Annotated in this window: 19 protein-coding genes; 9 read left to right on the plus strand and 10 right to left on the minus strand. The window is 40.7% G+C overall.

The annotated features are described in order from the left end of the window. Nucleotides 1–55 precede the first annotated feature (55 nt). From QUB80_RS05625 to QUB80_RS05640, 4 genes are all read left to right on the plus strand, one after another. Nucleotides 56–1,471 (plus strand): FAD-dependent oxidoreductase, encoded by a 1,416-nt coding sequence (locus QUB80_RS05625; RefSeq protein WP_289788499.1) that lies wholly within the window; start codon nucleotides 56–58, stop codon nucleotides 1,469–1,471. A 78-nt stretch (nucleotides 1,472–1,549) separates the two neighbouring features. After that, the gene (locus QUB80_RS05630) at nucleotides 1,550–1,711 is read left to right on the plus strand and encodes a hypothetical protein (protein ID WP_289788500.1); all 162 of its coding nucleotides are present in this window, start codon (nucleotides 1,550–1,552) and stop codon (nucleotides 1,709–1,711) included. A 653-nt stretch (nucleotides 1,712–2,364) separates the two neighbouring features. Further along, a complete protein-coding gene (locus tag QUB80_RS05635) occupies nucleotides 2,365–4,056 on the plus strand; it encodes a GMC oxidoreductase (protein WP_289788501.1) in 1,692 nt (563 codons plus the stop codon). A gap of 314 nt (nucleotides 4,057–4,370) precedes the next feature. Beyond that, entirely contained in the window at nucleotides 4,371–5,552 is a 1,182-nt protein-coding gene (locus tag QUB80_RS05640; RefSeq protein ID WP_289788502.1) for a GAF domain-containing protein, read from the plus strand. Nucleotides 5,553–5,625: 73 nt separating this feature from the next. On the opposite strand, the gene QUB80_RS05645 is transcribed toward QUB80_RS05640, so the two are convergent. After that, complete coding sequence (locus QUB80_RS05645; RefSeq protein ID WP_289788503.1) at nucleotides 5,626–7,020, minus strand: 1-acyl-sn-glycerol-3-phosphate acyltransferase; 1,395 nt, start codon at nucleotides 7,018–7,020, stop codon at nucleotides 5,626–5,628. A 304-nt stretch (nucleotides 7,021–7,324) separates the two neighbouring features. Between QUB80_RS05645 and QUB80_RS05650 the strand changes: the two genes are divergently transcribed. The 3 genes from QUB80_RS05650 (at nucleotide 7,325) to QUB80_RS05660 (ending at nucleotide 10,677) form a co-directional block, all read left to right on the plus strand. Continuing rightward, nucleotides 7,325–9,139 (plus strand): proline--tRNA ligase, encoded by a 1,815-nt coding sequence (locus QUB80_RS05650; protein ID WP_289788504.1) that lies wholly within the window; start codon nucleotides 7,325–7,327, stop codon nucleotides 9,137–9,139. 68 nt (nucleotides 9,140–9,207) lie between these two features. Beyond that, nucleotides 9,208–10,011 carry an LmeA family phospholipid-binding protein gene (locus QUB80_RS05655; protein WP_289788505.1) on the plus strand — a complete coding sequence of 268 codons (804 nt, stop codon included), beginning with the start codon at nucleotides 9,208–9,210 and terminating at the stop codon, nucleotides 10,009–10,011. A 66-nt stretch (nucleotides 10,012–10,077) separates the two neighbouring features. Continuing rightward, nucleotides 10,078–10,677, plus strand: coding sequence for a GerMN domain-containing protein (locus QUB80_RS05660; protein WP_289788506.1), 600 nt, complete (start codon nucleotides 10,078–10,080; stop codon nucleotides 10,675–10,677). A 70-nt stretch (nucleotides 10,678–10,747) separates the two neighbouring features. Here QUB80_RS05660 and QUB80_RS05665 read toward each other — a convergent pair whose 3' ends face one another. The 5 genes from QUB80_RS05665 to QUB80_RS05685 form a co-directional block, all read right to left on the minus strand. Next, nucleotides 10,748–11,095, minus strand: coding sequence for an ArsR/SmtB family transcription factor (locus tag QUB80_RS05665; protein WP_289788507.1), 348 nt, complete (start codon nucleotides 11,093–11,095; stop codon nucleotides 10,748–10,750). Between the two features lie 68 nt (nucleotides 11,096–11,163). After that, nucleotides 11,164–11,682 (minus strand): acetyl-CoA carboxylase biotin carboxyl carrier protein, encoded by a 519-nt coding sequence (gene accB, locus QUB80_RS05670; protein WP_289788508.1) that lies wholly within the window; start codon nucleotides 11,680–11,682, stop codon nucleotides 11,164–11,166. 135 nt (nucleotides 11,683–11,817) lie between these two features. Continuing rightward, on the minus strand, nucleotides 11,818–12,375 hold the full coding sequence (efp, locus tag QUB80_RS05675) for an elongation factor P (protein ID WP_289788509.1): 558 nt from the start codon (nucleotides 12,373–12,375) through the stop codon (nucleotides 11,818–11,820). Nucleotides 12,376–12,745: 370 nt separating this feature from the next. Further along, nucleotides 12,746–13,069: a hypothetical protein gene (locus QUB80_RS05680; RefSeq protein WP_289788510.1), complete on the minus strand. Its 324-nt coding sequence runs from the start codon at nucleotides 13,067–13,069 to the stop codon at nucleotides 12,746–12,748. 122 nt (nucleotides 13,070–13,191) lie between these two features. Then, a complete protein-coding gene (locus QUB80_RS05685; protein WP_289788511.1) occupies nucleotides 13,192–13,596 on the minus strand; it encodes a salt stress protein, Slr1339 family in 405 nt (134 codons plus the stop codon). Between the two features lie 58 nt (nucleotides 13,597–13,654). Here QUB80_RS05685 and QUB80_RS05690 point away from each other — a divergent pair, with 58 nt between their 5' ends. After that, on the plus strand, nucleotides 13,655–13,864 hold the full coding sequence (locus tag QUB80_RS05690) for a hypothetical protein (RefSeq protein WP_289788512.1): 210 nt from the start codon (nucleotides 13,655–13,657) through the stop codon (nucleotides 13,862–13,864). Between the two features lie 8 nt (nucleotides 13,865–13,872). Here the strand turns inward: QUB80_RS05690 and QUB80_RS05695 are convergent, their stop codons facing one another. The 4 genes from QUB80_RS05695 to QUB80_RS05710 all read right to left on the minus strand — a co-directional run bounded on the left by QUB80_RS05695 (nucleotide 13,873) and on the right by QUB80_RS05710 (nucleotide 16,839). Next, nucleotides 13,873–14,478 carry a vWA domain-containing protein gene (locus tag QUB80_RS05695; RefSeq protein ID WP_289788513.1) on the minus strand — a complete coding sequence of 202 codons (606 nt, stop codon included), beginning with the start codon at nucleotides 14,476–14,478 and terminating at the stop codon, nucleotides 13,873–13,875. 62 nt (nucleotides 14,479–14,540) lie between these two features. After that, the gene (locus QUB80_RS05700) at nucleotides 14,541–15,146 is read right to left on the minus strand and encodes a vWA domain-containing protein (protein WP_289788514.1); all 606 of its coding nucleotides are present in this window, start codon (nucleotides 15,144–15,146) and stop codon (nucleotides 14,541–14,543) included. Nucleotides 15,147–15,361: 215 nt separating this feature from the next. Beyond that, nucleotides 15,362–16,264, minus strand: a complete 903-nt coding sequence (locus tag QUB80_RS05705; protein WP_289788515.1) for a phosphodiester glycosidase family protein — start codon at nucleotides 16,262–16,264, stop codon at nucleotides 15,362–15,364. Between the two features lie 197 nt (nucleotides 16,265–16,461). After that, nucleotides 16,462–16,839: a GxxExxY protein gene (locus tag QUB80_RS05710; protein ID WP_289788516.1), complete on the minus strand. Its 378-nt coding sequence runs from the start codon at nucleotides 16,837–16,839 to the stop codon at nucleotides 16,462–16,464. A gap of 183 nt (nucleotides 16,840–17,022) precedes the next feature. Between QUB80_RS05710 and QUB80_RS05715 the strand changes: the two genes are divergently transcribed. After that, nucleotides 17,023–17,859, plus strand: a complete 837-nt coding sequence (locus QUB80_RS05715) for a pentapeptide repeat-containing protein (protein ID WP_289788517.1) — start codon at nucleotides 17,023–17,025, stop codon at nucleotides 17,857–17,859. Nucleotides 17,860–18,023: the final 164 nt, after the last annotated feature.

Raw genomic sequence — 18,023 nt, forward strand, 5'->3', positions numbered from 1 at the left:
TATGTTCACCTACTTAATAATAAAGTACTAGGGTCTAGTGGCAGTGTCTATACTCATGACAAACCAACAAAATCTTAACAATGGCAGCCATGCTTTAGTGATTGGTAGCAGCATGGCTGGACTGCTGGCAGCTAGAGTATTAGTAAATCACTTTGACCGTGTGACTGTGGTTGAGCGCGATCGCTTACCCCAGCAACCAGAATTACGTCCGGGAGTTCCCCAAGCGAATCAAGTACACGTGCTGCTTACCCAAGGGCAACGACTTTTAGAGCAGCTTTTTCCTGGTTTAGAGGCAGAATTAGCTGCTGCGGGTGCGCCGAAGGTAAATTGGACAGTGGATTATCCCTTGTTAGGGATTTGGGGCTGGTTTCCCCGCGTTGATTCAGATTTAGTTACCCATACTTGTAGTCGTTCTTTACTAGAATGGCTGGTTCGTCGTCGTTTAAGCACCTATCACAATCTGCAATTTCTTGATGAAACTCAAGTGACTGGGCTTTTGAGTGACAATAGCAATTCCAAAGTTACAGGAATAAAATTGCGTTGTCGCAATCTTTCTGAGCCAACAGAATTAACCGCTCACTTAATTGTAGATGCTAGTGGGCGCAACTCCTCATTACCAAAGTGGCTGGCAGATCTAGGCTACCCATCCCCCCAGGAAACCATAATCAACTCTTTTTTGGGCTATGGCTCTCGATGGTATGAATGTCCAGACACTTTTCAAGCAGATTGGAAAGTGCTAACTGTGATGTATAAACCACCCTATGAGCAACGCGGTGGGGTAATTTATCCTGTAGAAGGCAAGCGTTGGGTAATTACTGTGGCTGGTATCGGTAGAGACTACCCTCCGACTGATGAAGCTGGTTTTCTCGAATTTGTTCGCAGTCTACGCAGTCCCATCCTTTATGAAGCCATTAAAAATGCTAAACCCCTTTCCCCCGTTTATGGCTATCGCCGCACAGAAAATCTTTGGCGTCACTACGAGCAACTGCCTCGAATGCCAGAAGGATTAGTAGCACTAGGGGATGCAGTTTGTAGTTTTAATCCTATTTATGGCCAGGGTATGACAACTGCGACTTTGGGTGCATTAACTCTTGAGCATTGCTTAAAAGAGCAAAGGCTCACAAATTTAACTCGCTGCTTCCACAAACAACTCGCTCGCGTTTTAGAAACTCCCTGGATGATGGCAACAAGTGAAGATTTTCGCTGGGAAACTACCGAGGGCGGTAAGCCTGATATAATTACAAGACTCATGCACCGCTATATGGATCAAGTCATTTTGCAAGCGGTAAATGATCCTAAGGTGTACCGGAAATTTGCGGAAGTTATCCACATGGTTAAACCGCCTTCCGTGCTTTTTGCTCCTGATATTTTGGTAAAGGTTTTGGCACAGATAATTAAAGTGCAACCAAATAAAGTTTCAAATGCTGGCGAGGTTACTACCCCACCCCCGCAACCAATTGAATTGGTATAATTACAACAATCTTTTAACAATGATAGCCATGCTTTGGTAATTGGTGTCAGCATGGCTGGAATGATAGTAGCTTGAGTATTGATAAATCAATTTGAACGTGTGACTGTAGTTGAGTGCGATCACTTGCCTCTACAAGTAGGAGAGTTGTATCTGTTACCCAATTCTAGGGAAACTCATGAGCACAATGCTTATAACGCTTGTGGAGTAAGTATTCCAACCTTAGCATCAGTTTCTGTGTAATTGTTCGTTTCACCTCAAGATGTACTACATACAATTACTTGTGCGGAAAAATTAGCTAGAAAAAAATATTAAATTTCAATTGATACTGCACATAGATGAAAATTTGAAATAACTTTACAGAAATTACCTGATTTTTTTGATTTCTACATATAAGGCCAGAAAATTAACTTATACACTTAATATCAAATAGCATTTATATAAATAATCGTGCAAAAGAAATTATCTAGTTAGGTAAGGGAATAGGATTAGGGGAATACAGAATAAATATAGCTATTTTAGCCATTTTTAAAAATGGCTCAATATTTATGTGTAGGTACTTATTAGACCAGCTAAATTTTTAAATATCTAAACAACTTTTTTGTAAAGATATTTATTGAATTGGGAATAATTAAAGTATCACATTATAAAAGTGTGTCAGTATCTCATGCCTGTAAATACTGTTACACTCAAATGTTTATTCTTGGCAAGGTTTTTGCCCAAGGAAGAATTATCTATTTTTGAAGTTAACTTTGAATTTGATTGATTTTAAAAGCTATGATTTTCATTTATCAGTAATTTTTATTATTAAACACCACTAACCTACCAAACAGTACTGCGATGTGTAGGGATATTGACATAGATAGCCAAAAAATATGAAAGGATATTAATTATTTATGTTGATTGATAGTCGTACATTAACAAATAATGAAGTTATTAAAACAGAAGTTTGTATTGTTGGCGCCGGGCCGGCGGGGATTACACTGGCACGAGAATTTATTGGACAAGACTTTAGAGTATGTTTAGTAGAAAGTGGCGATCTAGAATTTAATCGAGAGACACAATCTCTAAGCGAAGGTGAAACTGTTGGTGAGCCTTTTCCCAATCTGCAAGATATGCGACATCGTCAGTTTGGTGGACATGCTAATGTCTGGAATGTTGAAATTAATAACAAGCAATTTGGTCTAAGGCATATGCCCTTAGATGCAATAGACTTTGAAAAACGTAATTGTGTGCCATATAGTGGATGGCCTTTTAGTAAATCTCACCTGAATTCTTTCTACGAGCGTGCTCATGAGGTTTGTAAACTGGGTGCTTTTGCTTATGATGCTCTGACTTGGGAGGATGCAAAATCACCTCAATTACCATTCATTGGTGATTGCGTCACTACCACTATATTTCAGTTTGGACCTCGCGATGTTTTCACCAATGAATATCGAAAACAAATTAATCAATCTCCTAACATCACTACCTATCTCAATGCAAACGTCGTAGAAATTGAGACTGACGAAACAGCTAAAAATGTAACTCGTGTACGCCTAGCTTGTCTCCAAGGTAATAAATTTTGGATAGTTGCCAAAATTTTTATATTAGCTACAGGTGGTATAGAAAACGCACGTTTATTACTGCTATCTAATAAAATTCAAAAGACTGGATTAGCCAATCAGAATGATGTTGTGGGTAGGTTTTTTATGGATCATCCCATTATTCGCTCTGGAATACTATATCCTTCTAGTCAAAAAATCTTCAATTCGACGGCTTTATATGACTTGCGTCGAGTGAATAATGTACCAATTATGGGAAAACTTCACTTAACTGAACAAGTGATACGTCGTGAGCAATTGCTCAATATGAGTTTTATTCTATTTCCTAGAGATGGAAAGTTTAGATCCCCAGCAAAAACTTCTGCAAAAACTTTGCTTTCTTCAATTTTGCAGAAAAAGATTCCCAAACATACTTTTCAGCATTTGGGTAATGTGATCAAGAACATTGATGACCTTGTGGTCGATTGGTATAAGTATCATATAAAACAGCAACATTTATTTCCTGATTTGAGTTATGGCGGATGGTCAGAACATCAAGGTAACGAAAACAGATATTTAATGTTTGAAGTCTTGAGTCAAACTGAACAAGTCCCAAACCCCGATAATCGAGTGACGCTTAGTAATAAACTTGACAGGCTTGGTTGTCCTCAAGCAAAGTTAATATATCGATGGAGCGAAACAGACATTTGCAGCATCAAGCGATCGCAAGCTATCTTGGCAGAAGAAATAGCTCGTGCAGGATTAGGTAAATTCCAGATTGAGTCAGATGGAGAACTTCCGAGTGTTCTATCTTTTAGCACACATCATAATATGGGAACAACACGGATGCATATTGATCCTAAACAGGGTGTTGTTGATGCAAATTCTAAAGTTCACGGTATCTCAAATTTATTTATCGCAGGTAGCTCTGTTTTCCCAACAGGAGGATACGCAAATCCTACACTCACAATTGTCGCTTTAGCAATTCGGTTGGCAGATCGTGTGAAAGCTCAGTTTACTGCCAAATCAGAAAACCCAACAGCTAAACTTCAGATCAGTGGATAGACAAGAAAAATAGATGAACCCGTAGTGGTGCTAAAGCACCACTACAAATTCAAAGATATGGTTCGATAAATAAGTATATGGCTACCAAAGTAACGCAATTCGCAGGATATTTATTTGAGTTTGGATGATCAGTAAATTCCTGCCATAGGATAGATGCGTGCAGATGTAACAGTAACTGGTATAAAAATAAATATTTTAATATTAAATAAATCTAAAAAATATAGTAAGTATTATTGATTACGATACCTTTCTATTCTTTAGAAAGACCATAATTATTTAATTAAGAATTTGAAACAAATTCAAATAGATTAGCAATGGTTATTTATAAATTTCTTCTCAGCTTGCGCCGTTTGTTATTTCAAAACAAAAATCAGTACCAAGATAACTACTCTAAATCAACAACTCCACTTTCTGAGCTTTCTGAACAAAGCCGCTTGCTTCATAGGCTTAACTGCATCACCCTCAACGAAAATGAGTCTAAGTGTATGCAAGCTCACTTAACAACAATTTTGGAGAATCGCAATCAGGAGAAAACCTGTGAGAGCACGTCAAATTGTATTGTACTTGAGATGAGTGAAGAGGAACTCCGGAAGTTTGCAAGCTATATTGGAGAAAATACTAGCTGCTTGTTCCGTGCCATAGTTCAGTGTGACAGTAACCAGACTCAAGCCAGAAAACTGAGGATTATCAGTAATCACGGTTTGCGTTTATTTGATGTGATGGTCAAAAGTCATAATAGCAAGGAACTAGAACAGGAATACATCTATAGAGATAGCACTCATCTTTCCATTTTACTGAGTGCAGAACTAACCAAGCTGAAGCAATTTGCTCAGATAAACTACCAGCACGTTGGTATTAACAACACGGTATCTATTGATTTGATTTTTGGAAATCTGCTGCGTGTATTGCTAGAAAAAATACGTATATTAATAGATGTAGACACTGTTACAGTTCTTTTGCCAACATCTGATGGACAGCAATTGGCTGTATGTGCCACCATTGGGCTAGAAGAAGAAATTTTAGAAGATATTCGAATACCTCTCAGTTGTGGTTTTGCTGGTAAAATCGCCGCTGAGGGTAAGTATATGATTGTAGATGACTTGTCAAAAATAGAGGTAGTAAGTCCGATTCTGCGTAACAAGGGAATCCGCTCAATGCTTGGTGTTCCATTGGTGCTGAAATACCAAGCCAACGGCGTTCTCCATGTTGGTACTTTTCGCTCCCGCCAATTCACTGAAGAAGATATGCAACAACTAAAAATTGTTGTTGAGCATATTGGGTTAGCAATTGAATCCTTATTAGGAAATAGAAAAATTATTAGCCTCAATGCAGACCAACTTGGTAATGTTTGTACCAAATATGTGGAAGTGAAAAGAGAAAAACCTCTGGAGATATGTGTAGTAAATAATACAACATTAATAAGATTAATCCAATTATTCAAAAGATTAATTGATGCAAATTTTAGTCAAATACATATTTGCTGGTATAGAGTATAGCGGTGCTAAATCATTTGTTCAGGTGTAGAAACTCTCTGATGCTGAGTCTAGAATGTTGAGCGATCGCTCCTTTTCACTCTCCCTTCACAACTAAACTTTCCATTGCCATCTGCAAATCTTTCGTTAAGTCGGCAACAGCTTGTCTGGCACCTTGGCGACTGCCTTTATAAACCGGATACCTTTCTGAAACAGATAGTGGCTCACCTATAGTAATTTTCGCCCGTTGCTTACCTAGTGGCGGAGATTTAAATGGATTACCGCCTTTAATCCGAGTCACCATATCTCGGATGAGTGAAGTTGTCTCAGCAAATCTTTCTGCTGTGGGTTTTTCGCGCACGTACTTGCCTGTCACAGCAACAAAACTTTCTACTAAACGCATATGCCACATCCGTAAATTGGCTTCTTCGGCAACACGATCGCCTAATGCTTTTTCTAATGGTGATAGTGCTTTGATATCTTTGTATTCTTCTCTAAAAATATAATTCCAACCAGCCTGTTCGACACGCCGACAGCGATCGCTAAAGTTTCCTTTTGGTTGTAAATCAAAATACTGCTCTGCTACTTGTAAAACTACATCTAAAAGCACATACAGACGAGCGGCTATTACCTCGTTCGCATCTTCGGTTTGATTTTTTACTTCTGGCAGTTTTTGATGGTAGAACCGCGTGTAAAATTGTTCCATCAAAGATAGCAAGCGTTCAGATAACCGCAACAGGCGAGGATAGAGCGACTCTATTGGAGAAATATTGTTGTATGCTTTTGCATCGACAGGTAAACCGCTAGCTGCTTCTAATTCACTTAACAGTTTGGCGATCGCATTCCAAGGCGCTTCGATGTAACTGTATTGGATGCTAATTGGTACAATGAGTACCTGTTGATCTCGTCCGGCTTTTTGCAAGTCTTCAGCGCACCAAAAGCCCAATTGTGCGATTCCGGGTTCGAGTGGGTTGACTAGCTCCGAAAGTCCATTTGTGGCTCCTTCTGGCGCTGCTGCCATTGGGAAACGCCCATTGGCAAACAAATCACGAGCTGAACGCAAACCCGTCCAATCAGCCTTACCGCGTTGGATTGGCGTGCCACCCAGGCTAGAAGCGATCCAGCCAATATGTGAGCCAGCCCACAAAGGAATACCGCGATCGTAGATAAAATGGGCATGAATTGGGCGCTGTAGGGATACTCCCATCTGTCGTGCTACCTTTGGCACGATTTGGGAAAACAAGTAGCCCAGGCAAAATGGATCTTGTGTTTTAGGATGACGAAATGCTATCAAAAAGCGGATCTTTCCCTCCTGAAATTGACGATAGAGATCCACCAAAACTTCTACGTCATCTGCTTCAATTTGGCTAATTGCTGATTTCCAGCGTAACCAAGTGGGTAGCAACAGATGAACGGCTTCTAAAAACCAAGGCTTGAATGCTGGCGGGATAAATTCCAGGGGTGGCTGTGCTTGATGAATTATTTCGGGCAAGGTGGTTTCCTCTTAAGAAATAAGGCAGAAGGCAGAAGGCAGAGGGCAGGAGGCAGAAGGAAGAGGATTTGATTTGTTTGTTTCATTTGTAGCGGGTGGTACACCGCTGGTGCGGCTGCCCTCAAAAGGATGAAGGAAACAGTAGTCGAGAGTCAGAATATTCTGAATTCTGTAGACGCCCTCCGGGCGGCTTCCCGTAGGGTATTCTGGATTTTAAGTTTTTATTGATACCTATTTCATACTTCAACCTTCATATAGACTTTAACTGAGTTCGAGATTAGCGAAACTGGAAAGGGGACAAACGATGCGACTGTCACAAATGTTATTTGTTACGCTCCGGGATGATCCTGCTGATGCAGAAATTCCCAGTCATAAATTATTACTCCGCGCAGGTTATATTCGTCGCATCGGTAGTGGTATATATGCTTATCTCCCGCTGATGTGGCGGGTATTGCAAAAAGTCTCCCAAATAGTAAGGGAAGAGATGAATGCTACGGGCGCGCAAGAGTGTCTCTTACCCCAATTACAACCTGCCGAGCTATGGCGTGAATCTGGCAGATGGGATACTTACACTCAAGCAGAAGGTATCATGTTTGCCCTTGTAGATCGGCGCGAGCAAGAATTAGCATTGGGGCCAACTCACGAGGAAGTAATCACAACGATCGCTCGTGATCTGATCCGCTCTTACCGTCAGCTACCACTACATCTGTATCAAATTCAAACTAAGTTCCGCGATGAAATTCGTCCCCGCTTTGGATTGATGCGCGGACGAGAATTTATCATGAAGGATGGCTACTCGTTCCACGAAGACGAAGAAAGCCTAAAAAAAACTTATCAGGATATGTACCAAGCCTACAGTAATATGCTGCGGCGCTCTGGTTTGGCTTTTCGTGCTGTAGAAGCAGATTCTGGTGCTATTGGTGGTTCTGGTTCTACAGAATTTATGGTGTTGGCGGAAGCTGGTGAAGATGAAGTTCTCTACACCGAAGATGGACAATATGCAGCCAATGTGGAAAAAGCTGTGTCTTTAACGGCGGATGCTGAACCCTCAACGTTTACAAGTTATGAAAAACGGGAAACTCCGGGAACAGAGACAATTGAAAAACTCTGTGCTTTCTTGAAGTGTTCTCCGACTCAAATAGTTAAGAATGTTCTCTACCAGGCACTTTATGATCATGCCACTACGGTTTTGGTATTGGTGAGTATCCGAGGGGATCAGGAAGTTAATGAAGTCAAGTTACAGAATGAATTGACAAAGTTGGCTTCCCAATACGGTGCGAAGACAGTTTTGAAGTTAGCAGTGCCAGATGTAGATACGCAGAAGAAATGGGCGGCTAAACCCTTGCCTTTAGGTTATATTGCCCCTGATGTTGCAGATGATTATATTCAGTCTGCCAAGGATATTGCGCCTAAGTTTTTGCGCTTGGTAGATAAAACTGCAACTGATTTAAAGAACTTTGTGACAGGCTCAAATGAATCTGGTTATCACGTAGTTGGTGCTAACTGGGGCGAGCAATTTAAACTACCAGATGATATCGTAGATGTGCGTAAAGCTAGACCAGGCGATCGCGCAATCCACAATCCAGAACAAACTTTAAAAAGCGCTCGCGGCATTGAAGTTGGTCACATTTTCCAATTAGGGACAGAATATTCCCAAGTAATGGCAGCAAATTATACCAACGAACAGGGTGAAGAAAAACCGCTAGTCATGGGTTGTTATGGTGTGGGAGTTTCCCGACTGGCACAAGCAGCAGTAGAGCAATCCTACGATAAAGATGGAATTATTTGGCCTGTTGCGATCGCGCCTTATCATGCTATTGTGACAATTCCAAATATTAACGACGCTCAACAAGTAGAAATTGCCGAAAAACTTTACACAGAATTAAATCAAGCCAGAATTGAAACTCTACTCGATGACCGCAATGAACGAGCGGGAGTTAAATTTAAAGATGCTGACTTAATCGGCATACCTTACAGGATTGTCACTGGGAGAGCGATCGCTAATGGCAAAGTCGAAGTAGTTGAACGCGCTACCCATAATTCTCAAGAAATTCCAATTACAGAAGTAGTGTCTACTATTAAGCAATGGATTATCCAAGCAATAGAGGCTAAAAATTAAAGAAAGGCAGGGCAGGAGGCAGCCTCACCATCTGCCTCCTGCCTTCTTAACTCTAATTCCCAAAACGTATGGAATTGCTGACAATCCTCGTATCAGGCTTGCTGGGTTTAATAGTTCCTTTGGGGCTGGTAATTGACAGCACTGCTGAAAATGTTATCCGTTCACAACTAGCTACAGTAGAACAACTACAAGTGCGAGTTGATAATGCTCCTACCCATCAATTACTACAAGGTAAAGTAGAAAGTATACGAATTGCAGGACGTTCTTTGCAATTAAAACAACAGAATATCCGCATTGCTGTTTTAGAATTGGAAACTGATGAAATTGAATTAGATCCAAGTAGTTTTAGGCAAAAACTACCTAAAATTAAACGACCTTTACAAGCTGGTGTGCGTTTAGTTTTAAATCAAGAAGACATCAACAAACTTTTACAGTCACCGGAATTTCTGAGCCGACTACAGAAGTTTAATATAGGAGGTTCTTCAGAATCTGATTCATCCCCAGTCTACAATTTTATCAATCCCAGGGTAGAAATTTTAGCCAATAATCGTCTGATTTTCCAAGTAGAATTACAGGAGGAAAACCAGGAAAAAAAGCTAGCCATTAAGGTGGAATCAGGATTGAGTGTAGTTACTGGGAGCCAGTTTCAACTGATTAACCCAGTTGTGTTAGTTGATGGAGAGGAATTTCCGCCTCAATTTTTGAATAATGTTGTTAATAACATTAATCAAAGATTGGATCTACGTAACTTGGAAGGTGACGGACTCCAGGTACGGATTCTAAAATTAGATATGAAGCCAAAAAAATTAGAGATTGCGGCGTTTTTAAGGATTGAGCCATCTTCTAAGTTCTTGGAAACTCGCCGTTCGTGAGTGCCGTCGTTAGCTAGACTTCTCCTCTATAAATACTATATAAGAGCCTTAAGGAAGGTTGTTAATATGAATCAACAACAAGGATCTAACCGTATTTCCTCAGGTTTAATAGCTGTTATCTCAGCAACGATTGTGGCAGTAGGAGGAGGTGTAGCTTGGTTCGTCTCGTCTAATAATCCATCGACAGTACCATCTCAACAACCAAATACGCCAACTCAATCTCTAGTCGGAAATGAAAAAACAGCCCAAATCTATTGGCTGCAAGATACTGGTGCGAGTTTTAAATTGGTTCCCCAGCAAATTCAAGTAGCAGCAAATCGCAACCAGCCCGATCGCTTTTTAGAAGCAGCATTTCAACGCTTGCTAGAAGGAACTGCACAGGGAAATAACTCTACCACTATACCACCAGGCACCAAATTGCTAGGTGTAGATGTAGAAAACGATAGTGTTCGCGTCAATTTATCTGAAGAATTTAGCAAAGGGGGTGGCAGCGCCTCTATGATGGGTCGCATAGGGCAAGTTGTTTACACCGCTACGAGTTTAAATCCAAATGCCAAGGTTTACATTGATGTCAATGGCAGACAGTTGGATGTTCTAGGTGGTGAAGGTGTGGAGTTAGAGCAGCCACTTACCCGTGAAAGTTTTGATCGAGACTATCAGCTTTAGTCACTAGTCCTCTGTCATTTGTCCTTGGTTTTTACACTAATGACTAATGACTAATGACTAATCTACTGACTTAGGGCTTGCCATTCAAGACGCGAAAATTACGGGCTTGTTGTTCTAACCTGGTGGCAAGGCGATCGCAAACTCGATTGCACAATTCAAAAATCATTTCATCTTCCACCCGATAGTAGGCACAGGTTCCCTCACTGCGGCGGCTGAGAATTCCCGCTTGCCACATTACCTTCAGGTGCTTTGATACATTTGCCTGAGACGTTTGGGTTGCCTCTACCAATTCTTGTACGCATTTTTCTTCATCCCGCAATAAATGTAACAACCGCAGGCGCATTGGCTCACTCAACAAGCCGAAATATTCAGCCACTTGTTGTACAACTTCTGTTGGTACAGGCAACGTTTGTTTCATCAGGATTGTCCCGGAACAAATGAACAGAAAAATTTTAACAATCGGATATTCCTTATATAGATTAATACTTAATCTGGATTAATTCGCATTAGAGGCTGACCATATTCTACAGGTTCGCCATTTTGAACGAGAATTTCAATGATTTGCCCGGATACTTCAGCTTCGATTTCATTCATCAGCTTCATAGCTTCAATGATGCACACTGTTTGTCCGCTACGGATGCGATCGCCTACTTCTACAAACGGTGCTTCACCAGGAGCAGAGGCACGGTAAAAAGTTCCCACCATCGGTGAAGTGACTTCTAGATATTTTTTTTGCTCAATCGGTGATGGGGCGGCTGACGGCGGTGTGCTTGTGCTGGTAGGTGGTTCGTAGGTACGACTTACTTCTGTGGTTGGAGGCGCTGTTGTTGAGGGTGCAATTGGCGAAACAGACGACAATCCTGTACTTACTCCAACACCTGTAGTGGCGATCGCAGCTTTACGTACTGTGATTTCAAAATCATCGCTTTTGAGCGTTACTTCTGTAATGTCAGTTTGTGCAATAGTCGTCAATAACTGACGAATTTCATTAAAGTCTAATGGCACAGCTTTTATAACCTCATAATTACAATACAGGTAGTAGATAAAATTATGGGCAGTGTTTAATATATTACACGGGGCAGGGAGTTAAATCCCCGTTAGCGATGGAAATCAGGATTTCCATCTTTGCTGAGTTACAACTTATTCCCTGCCCAAGTACGAATCGTTACGAGTATCAATGCGAATACGTTCTCCCTGGGTGATAAACAGAGGAACCATCACAATAGCACCAGTTTCTAGGGTTGCAGGTTTACTGCCTCCTGTTGCAGTATCGCCTTTGACGCCAGGATCTGTCTGTACTACTTCTAACACCACAGAGTTAGGCAGTTCTACTTCTAGTACTTGATCGCCCCAACGAACGACGTTAGCTTCCATACCTTCTTTAAGATATTTAACGCGATCGCCAATCTGGGCTGCACTCAATCTACCTTCTTCGTAGGTTTCCATATCCATAAAGACGTATTCATCACCCTCTTTATAGGTATGCTGCATCGTGCTTTTTTCTAGAGTAGCTTGCGGTACAGTTTCCCCGGCTCGGAACGTTCTTTCTACTACGCTCCCACTCTGAACATTTTTCAATTTTGTCCGCACAAAGGCGGAACCTTTGCCTGGCTTGACGTGGAGGAATTCCACTACCCGCCATACAGATCCATCTAAAACAATTGAGACACCAGGTCGAAAGTCGTTACTGGAGATCATGAAGCTTTAAAACTTTGGAAGACAATCGGCATTTATTGTACCCCTCAACAGGAGAAATTAATCATTAGTCATGATTTATTAGCCATTAATACTTAAAAGTTTTGGAGATGTGTTATTAAGTTCACGCTTCCTAAATTTGCGATCGGGCTTTTACTAACTTTCTGCGATCGCAAGCTGAATCCGAAAAGTTTCCATACCTCATCTGAAAATAAGCACTAGAGGCTAATGGTTAGGGAATAATTGCCACTCTGAAGAAAGCTATAGATTTTTGGATATAAAAATGCTATATCACTAACTGCGAATAAAAAAAACAGCAGCAATGATAATTAAGCCCAGAAGTACCAAGGGAACCCAGAGATTAGGGAGATCTTCAAAACTCATAAGCAAAAAATGAGGGATTAGGGATTAGGAAAGCTTGAAGAGGAGGAGCTAGTACGGTGGTGAACCAGCACTGCAAAGAGAAGTCGGAGCGGCTACTTACCCCACGGAAAGCCCAACTACGTCTGTCTAGGTGTCTACTGCCGTTAGCGTAAAGTTCTGCGGGCATGGCTGCGCTGATGGCGTAAGCGTGTCGCTTTGCGACTAACGGAACATCAAAAAGGGCAACACGAGCATATATGACTGGTGTAGACGAGTAGACGCAGAGCGGCGTATCCATTGGTAGCAATTCAGCGAAAGTAAGGGTTTCTGGCATAAAGGAGCGTAAGCGGGTTAAGTGCGTTATGGTGACTGGCGTCAACTAGCGTGGGTAGACAAGGGTAATCGTGATTCGTGATCCTTATCTCCGTGTCCTTCAGCCTTCTTTCCTGCTGCCTTTTACTGAATTAATTCGTTATCTTTCAGGTAGTCTATTGCTGCCTCTAATTTTGAGGAATATCTCTCGGCAAACCTTTCAAACCAGAGCCCTTCTGGCGAGAATGGATCTAATTTTGCTAACCAATCTTGAGCAAATTCTCTTAAAGCTTGCAATTGCTTTGCTTGAATTTGTTCTTGCTGAAACTTTTCCTGCTCTAGCTGTTGCTGTTTGCTTAACTCGTCAGCTTGCTCCCGTTCCTGAAAATCAGCTTTGACTTGTGCCAACAAATTATCTATCGAAGATGATGATTTTCGAGGCGATTGAGTGTACTGTGTGCTTGGAGATGGCTTTAAATGTTGCTGTTCGTGTTTACTTTCTTGATATTCAGCTTTCAGTTCAGCTAACAACTTATCAATTGAATCCATATTAAATCCTCAAAATTATTATAAATCCAATATTCCTCCTCAATTTGGTCAAGTGATAGTGACAATTGAAGTTCAAATTTTATTTGAAATTGAATTTATTAGGAGCCACACCACAGGCGGTGTACCATCTCAAATCCTCTTTACTTCTGCCACGCCACTTGACGCCAGTCGCACTCGACGCGGCGAACCTGCAAGGGCGCTTACGCTCCTTTATGGCGGGAAACCCGCCCAACGCAGTGGCTCCTCTGCCTTCTGCCTTGTTTCTTAAAAGAAAAGTTAATCATTAATTGCATTGAGTAATACTTCTGATAAACTCATGTCTTCCATATCTTCCATAGTTACGGTGTCACAAATATCAAATTTTGCACCAGCACCTTGTAGCTCATCGTCTAATACTTTCAAAAAGCGAGTAGCTTGTTGATCTGTACCAACTTGAATAAAAGAAATAGCTAACTCTTCATCACGCTCCATACGGCGAGAAGCTTCAATTATCACTTTCATGACTGCTTTACGGTCATCTGGCTCACCATCAGTAACGACTAATATAGTTTCACCATTTGGCTTAGTTTGACCAGCAGCTTTACGTTCAAAATAGCTATCAGTTGCATGTTTCAATACTCCAGCCAAATCTGTGCTACCAGCAGGATCATTTTCTTGGAAAATTTGTGAAACTTTACTTGATGTCACATTTTCATAGCGCTTGAATCTACCAGAGAAAACGTACACAGTAATCCCATCTGGATCTAATTGCTCACATTTACTTGCCAATGCAAAGGTTGATTCTTGAGATGTGATCCATCTGGTTCTACCACCTTTTTGATCTGGTGTTGCCATGCTGCCACTTTTATCGATAATTAGCGTATAATCACGATTTTCCAGCATTGATTATTTCTCCAATCAAGAGTCAAGAGTCAAGAGACAAAACCTTGAAAATCTGAAATAAATTAATCAGTTACCGCATTCATTAATATTTCTGAAAGGCTCATCTCTTCCATATCATCGAGAGTTACCGTATCGCAGATATCAAACTTTGCACCAACATTTTGCATTTGGTCATCTAAAGCTTTGAGAAACTTAGTTGCTTGAGAATCAGAACCTACTTGAATAAGTGAAATTCCCAATTCTTCATCACGTTCCATTTTTTGAGTTGCATTAATGATGACTTCAAATACTGCCTTGCGATCATCAGGTTCACCATCGGTAATTACTAAAATTGTTTCGCCATTTGGCTTAGTTTTACCAGCAGCTTTGCGTTGGAAGTAATTATTAGTAGCATCTTGCAGTACACCTGCCAAATTTGTTGTGCCAGCAGGATCATTTTCGCGAAATATTTGTTCTACTTTAGCTGAAGTTACATCATCGTAGCGTTTGAATCTACCAGAAAATACGTAGATAGTAATACCATCAGGGTCAAATTGTTCACATTTTCTTGCTAGGGCAAGAGTAGACTCTTGAGCAATCTCCCATCTACTTTTACCACCCACTTGGTCGGGAGTGGACATACTACCGCTTTTATCGATGATTAGAGTGTAGTCGCGATCGCTCATCATAATTTCCTTTAATTTTTACCCTGTGGTTCTAGTCTAAACTGTTGGTCAATACTAAGACAGCTGCCCAGAAGGGTTTGTAATAATGATTTAGCTAGCTCAATACAAATTACTTTTTCTATACAAGCAAAATTTTTATCAGGCAATAACTCAGTTGTCACAAAAGATACTGACTGTACCTTTGATATGCTGAGTTCTCTTCAACCCTTCTTGAAGCTTCACTTTCCCTTGTTTCCTCCATCCAGAGGATTAGCATAAAAACCCAAATGATTAGCAACTGGACGCTCGCGCATAGGTAATTTAGTATGTATTGGAGCATTTAACACTTTTGCTCCCTGCCTGGTTGCCATCACTAGCGTAGTCGAACCACCGCCATCTAGGTTGAGTGCTGTATATGCACCTAGATCCATAACAATATCAGTCAATTCGCTTATCTTTACTCCTTCACTGTAAAGGGGCTGTTTGCCATCAACGGTAATTAGCCAGAGTTTTTTACCTTCTTTATCTATAGCTACAGCCATACGCGGATAGGGTTTGTCATTGGAGTCTTGGAGAAACTTGACTTTCGGCTTACCGCGCTCAATCAAAATTTTACTACCTGCAATAGCTTGGATTGTATCCATGGGACACTTGCCACTATCGAAAATTTGGGCGCGGTTGCTTTGAGAAAAACACAAAACTCGCCAGCCACCCTCTGTTTTAGAATAGCGATATCCATTAGAGATAACTTCACCCAGAGGATGAGAAGGATCACCACTGCGAGGATAGTAATGCCAAGGAGCTTTTTCCTCAAAATGATGGAAGTAGCTACCATTAACTGCCAATTGGAGTTTAAATTCACGCAAAAATTCTGAAGTTGTGCTGGCGCTAGTTTCTCTATCACTGCCAAGTGGCATTCCGGGAGTAACCAAAGGTTTCACTCCTGGTACAGTTAAGTCAACACTGACAATATGGATAATTATGGGACGTGGTGTAAAACGCGCATAGCGCTTATAGACAATGCCACGAAACAATACTTGCTCCTTCTCAGTCTGGGGTGGGCGTAAGAAGTGCAATGAACTATATAGTATCAATGGTAACAATAGTAGGCTCGTACCAGCACTTAACAAATATTGTTTCATGGGTTGCAGGATGTGGGGTGTTTATTGACTTGGTTCATCACATTTTCCCCATTGTCTGGATCGCAGATTGATACGGATTACTAGATGACACGGATAAGAAAATAGGGTAGATAGTGAAGTAAATGAGTTATTGATGAGATTCTTTCTCTGCTGTGCAAGTTTTTTGGTGTTATTTTTTAACCTGTCTCATCAGTGTTCTACATTACAAGCCTTTTGAAAGTTAGGCTTTTGCTACCAAAGTTTATCAGTAATCCAACTTCTAATCTATAGGCTTTTAAATAGTTGAGGGCTTGGGCTAAGTGGACATCTTCTAGTTGAATGACAGCTTTTAGTTCTACAAGAATTTTGTTTTCAACTACAAAGTCGGCTCTACGTGTACCGATAGGTTTGGGTAAGTTTTTATAGTAAATATGTTGTTCTATTTCGCGGGCAAATTCTAGTTTTGCTTGACGCATCTCGTAGGCTAAGGCACGTTGGTAGATGACTTCTTGGAAGCCGTTACCTAAAAATTTATGGACTTCAAAGGAAGCTCCGATAACTTTTTGGGTGATTTCGGCATATTTTAGGCTATTCATTGCCTTGATCACTGTTTTTCACGGATTATTAAAATGATACAGATTTTGCATCCGTGTCATCCTTAAATCCGTCTCATCCGTGATCCAGATTTTGGTGTTGATTTATGGCTTTGTATTTATCGCCCTTTTATTCTAGAGCTGATATTTCTGCGTCCATGTCACTGAGAACTAACTTGATTGATCATGAAAAATCAAAGTCCTCTCAATTTTGCTCATCAAAATTTGCGAAATCGTTCGTTTCGGGGACAAAACTTGATTGGTGCAGATTTTAGCGGTTCAGATATTCGAGGTTGTGATTTTAGTTATGCCTTATTGCAGGGAGCTAATTTCAAACAAGTTAAGGCTGGTCAAACTTTTGGGCATTTAATTTTTATAGCATCTGTTGCAGTGCTTGTGGCGATCGCAACATTTCACGCTATTAGCCAACTGATTTTTAGTGCTGTTGGTGTTACTCCAGACGAACCAGCTTGGATTTATACTCTGGCTTTGTTCTTCAGTTTACATTTGGCAGGAGTGAGTTCGGCAATTAGAGGCATGACTCACAACAGATATATCATCAAGTGCATTGCTACAGCAGTTTCGGGGGCAACATCAGCAGCATTACTGGTTTTATTTTATTTGCACGGAAATGCTGCAACGCTGAAGAATCCACAAAGTGCGGTTATGACGTTGGTTTTTGTTGCGATAGTAATGGCTATTGTGGGTTTTTACTCTACTAAAGGATTAGTAGCTGTTGGCATTGGAGTTGCAGGTGCAGTAGCGGCATACGGATTTACTTTTTTACTTGTGGGGGTAGCGAGCGCTTACCTTAGCACTCAAAACTTTGTTTGGGGATTGTTTTGGAGTGTTATGGCTTTAGGAGCGATCGCGCTGTTAATAATTTCCCTAAAGCAGTCTTTTAAAGATATGACAAGCTCTTTTGCGACATCTTTTCGCGGTGCTGACTTGACAAATGCTAATTTTGAAGGTGCCAAACTTGGGAATACAGATTTTTCTGGTGCAGAAAGCCGACACCCTTAAGGATGTCGCTACACGTACAAAGCCTGTGGGCTGATTTTAAAAGTTCGTTGCAGTTAATAATTAGTCATATTTAATAATCTTCGCAGAAATATTTTTACTTCTCTTTTGGCTTTTGATGAAATCTCAAAAAGTGTGTTAAAAATTTGGTCATTTGCATTGTAATA

The sequence above is a fragment of the Chlorogloeopsis sp. ULAP01 genome (genome assembly GCF_030381805.1).
Classification (GTDB): domain Bacteria; phylum Cyanobacteriota; class Cyanobacteriia; order Cyanobacteriales; family Nostocaceae; genus Chlorogloeopsis.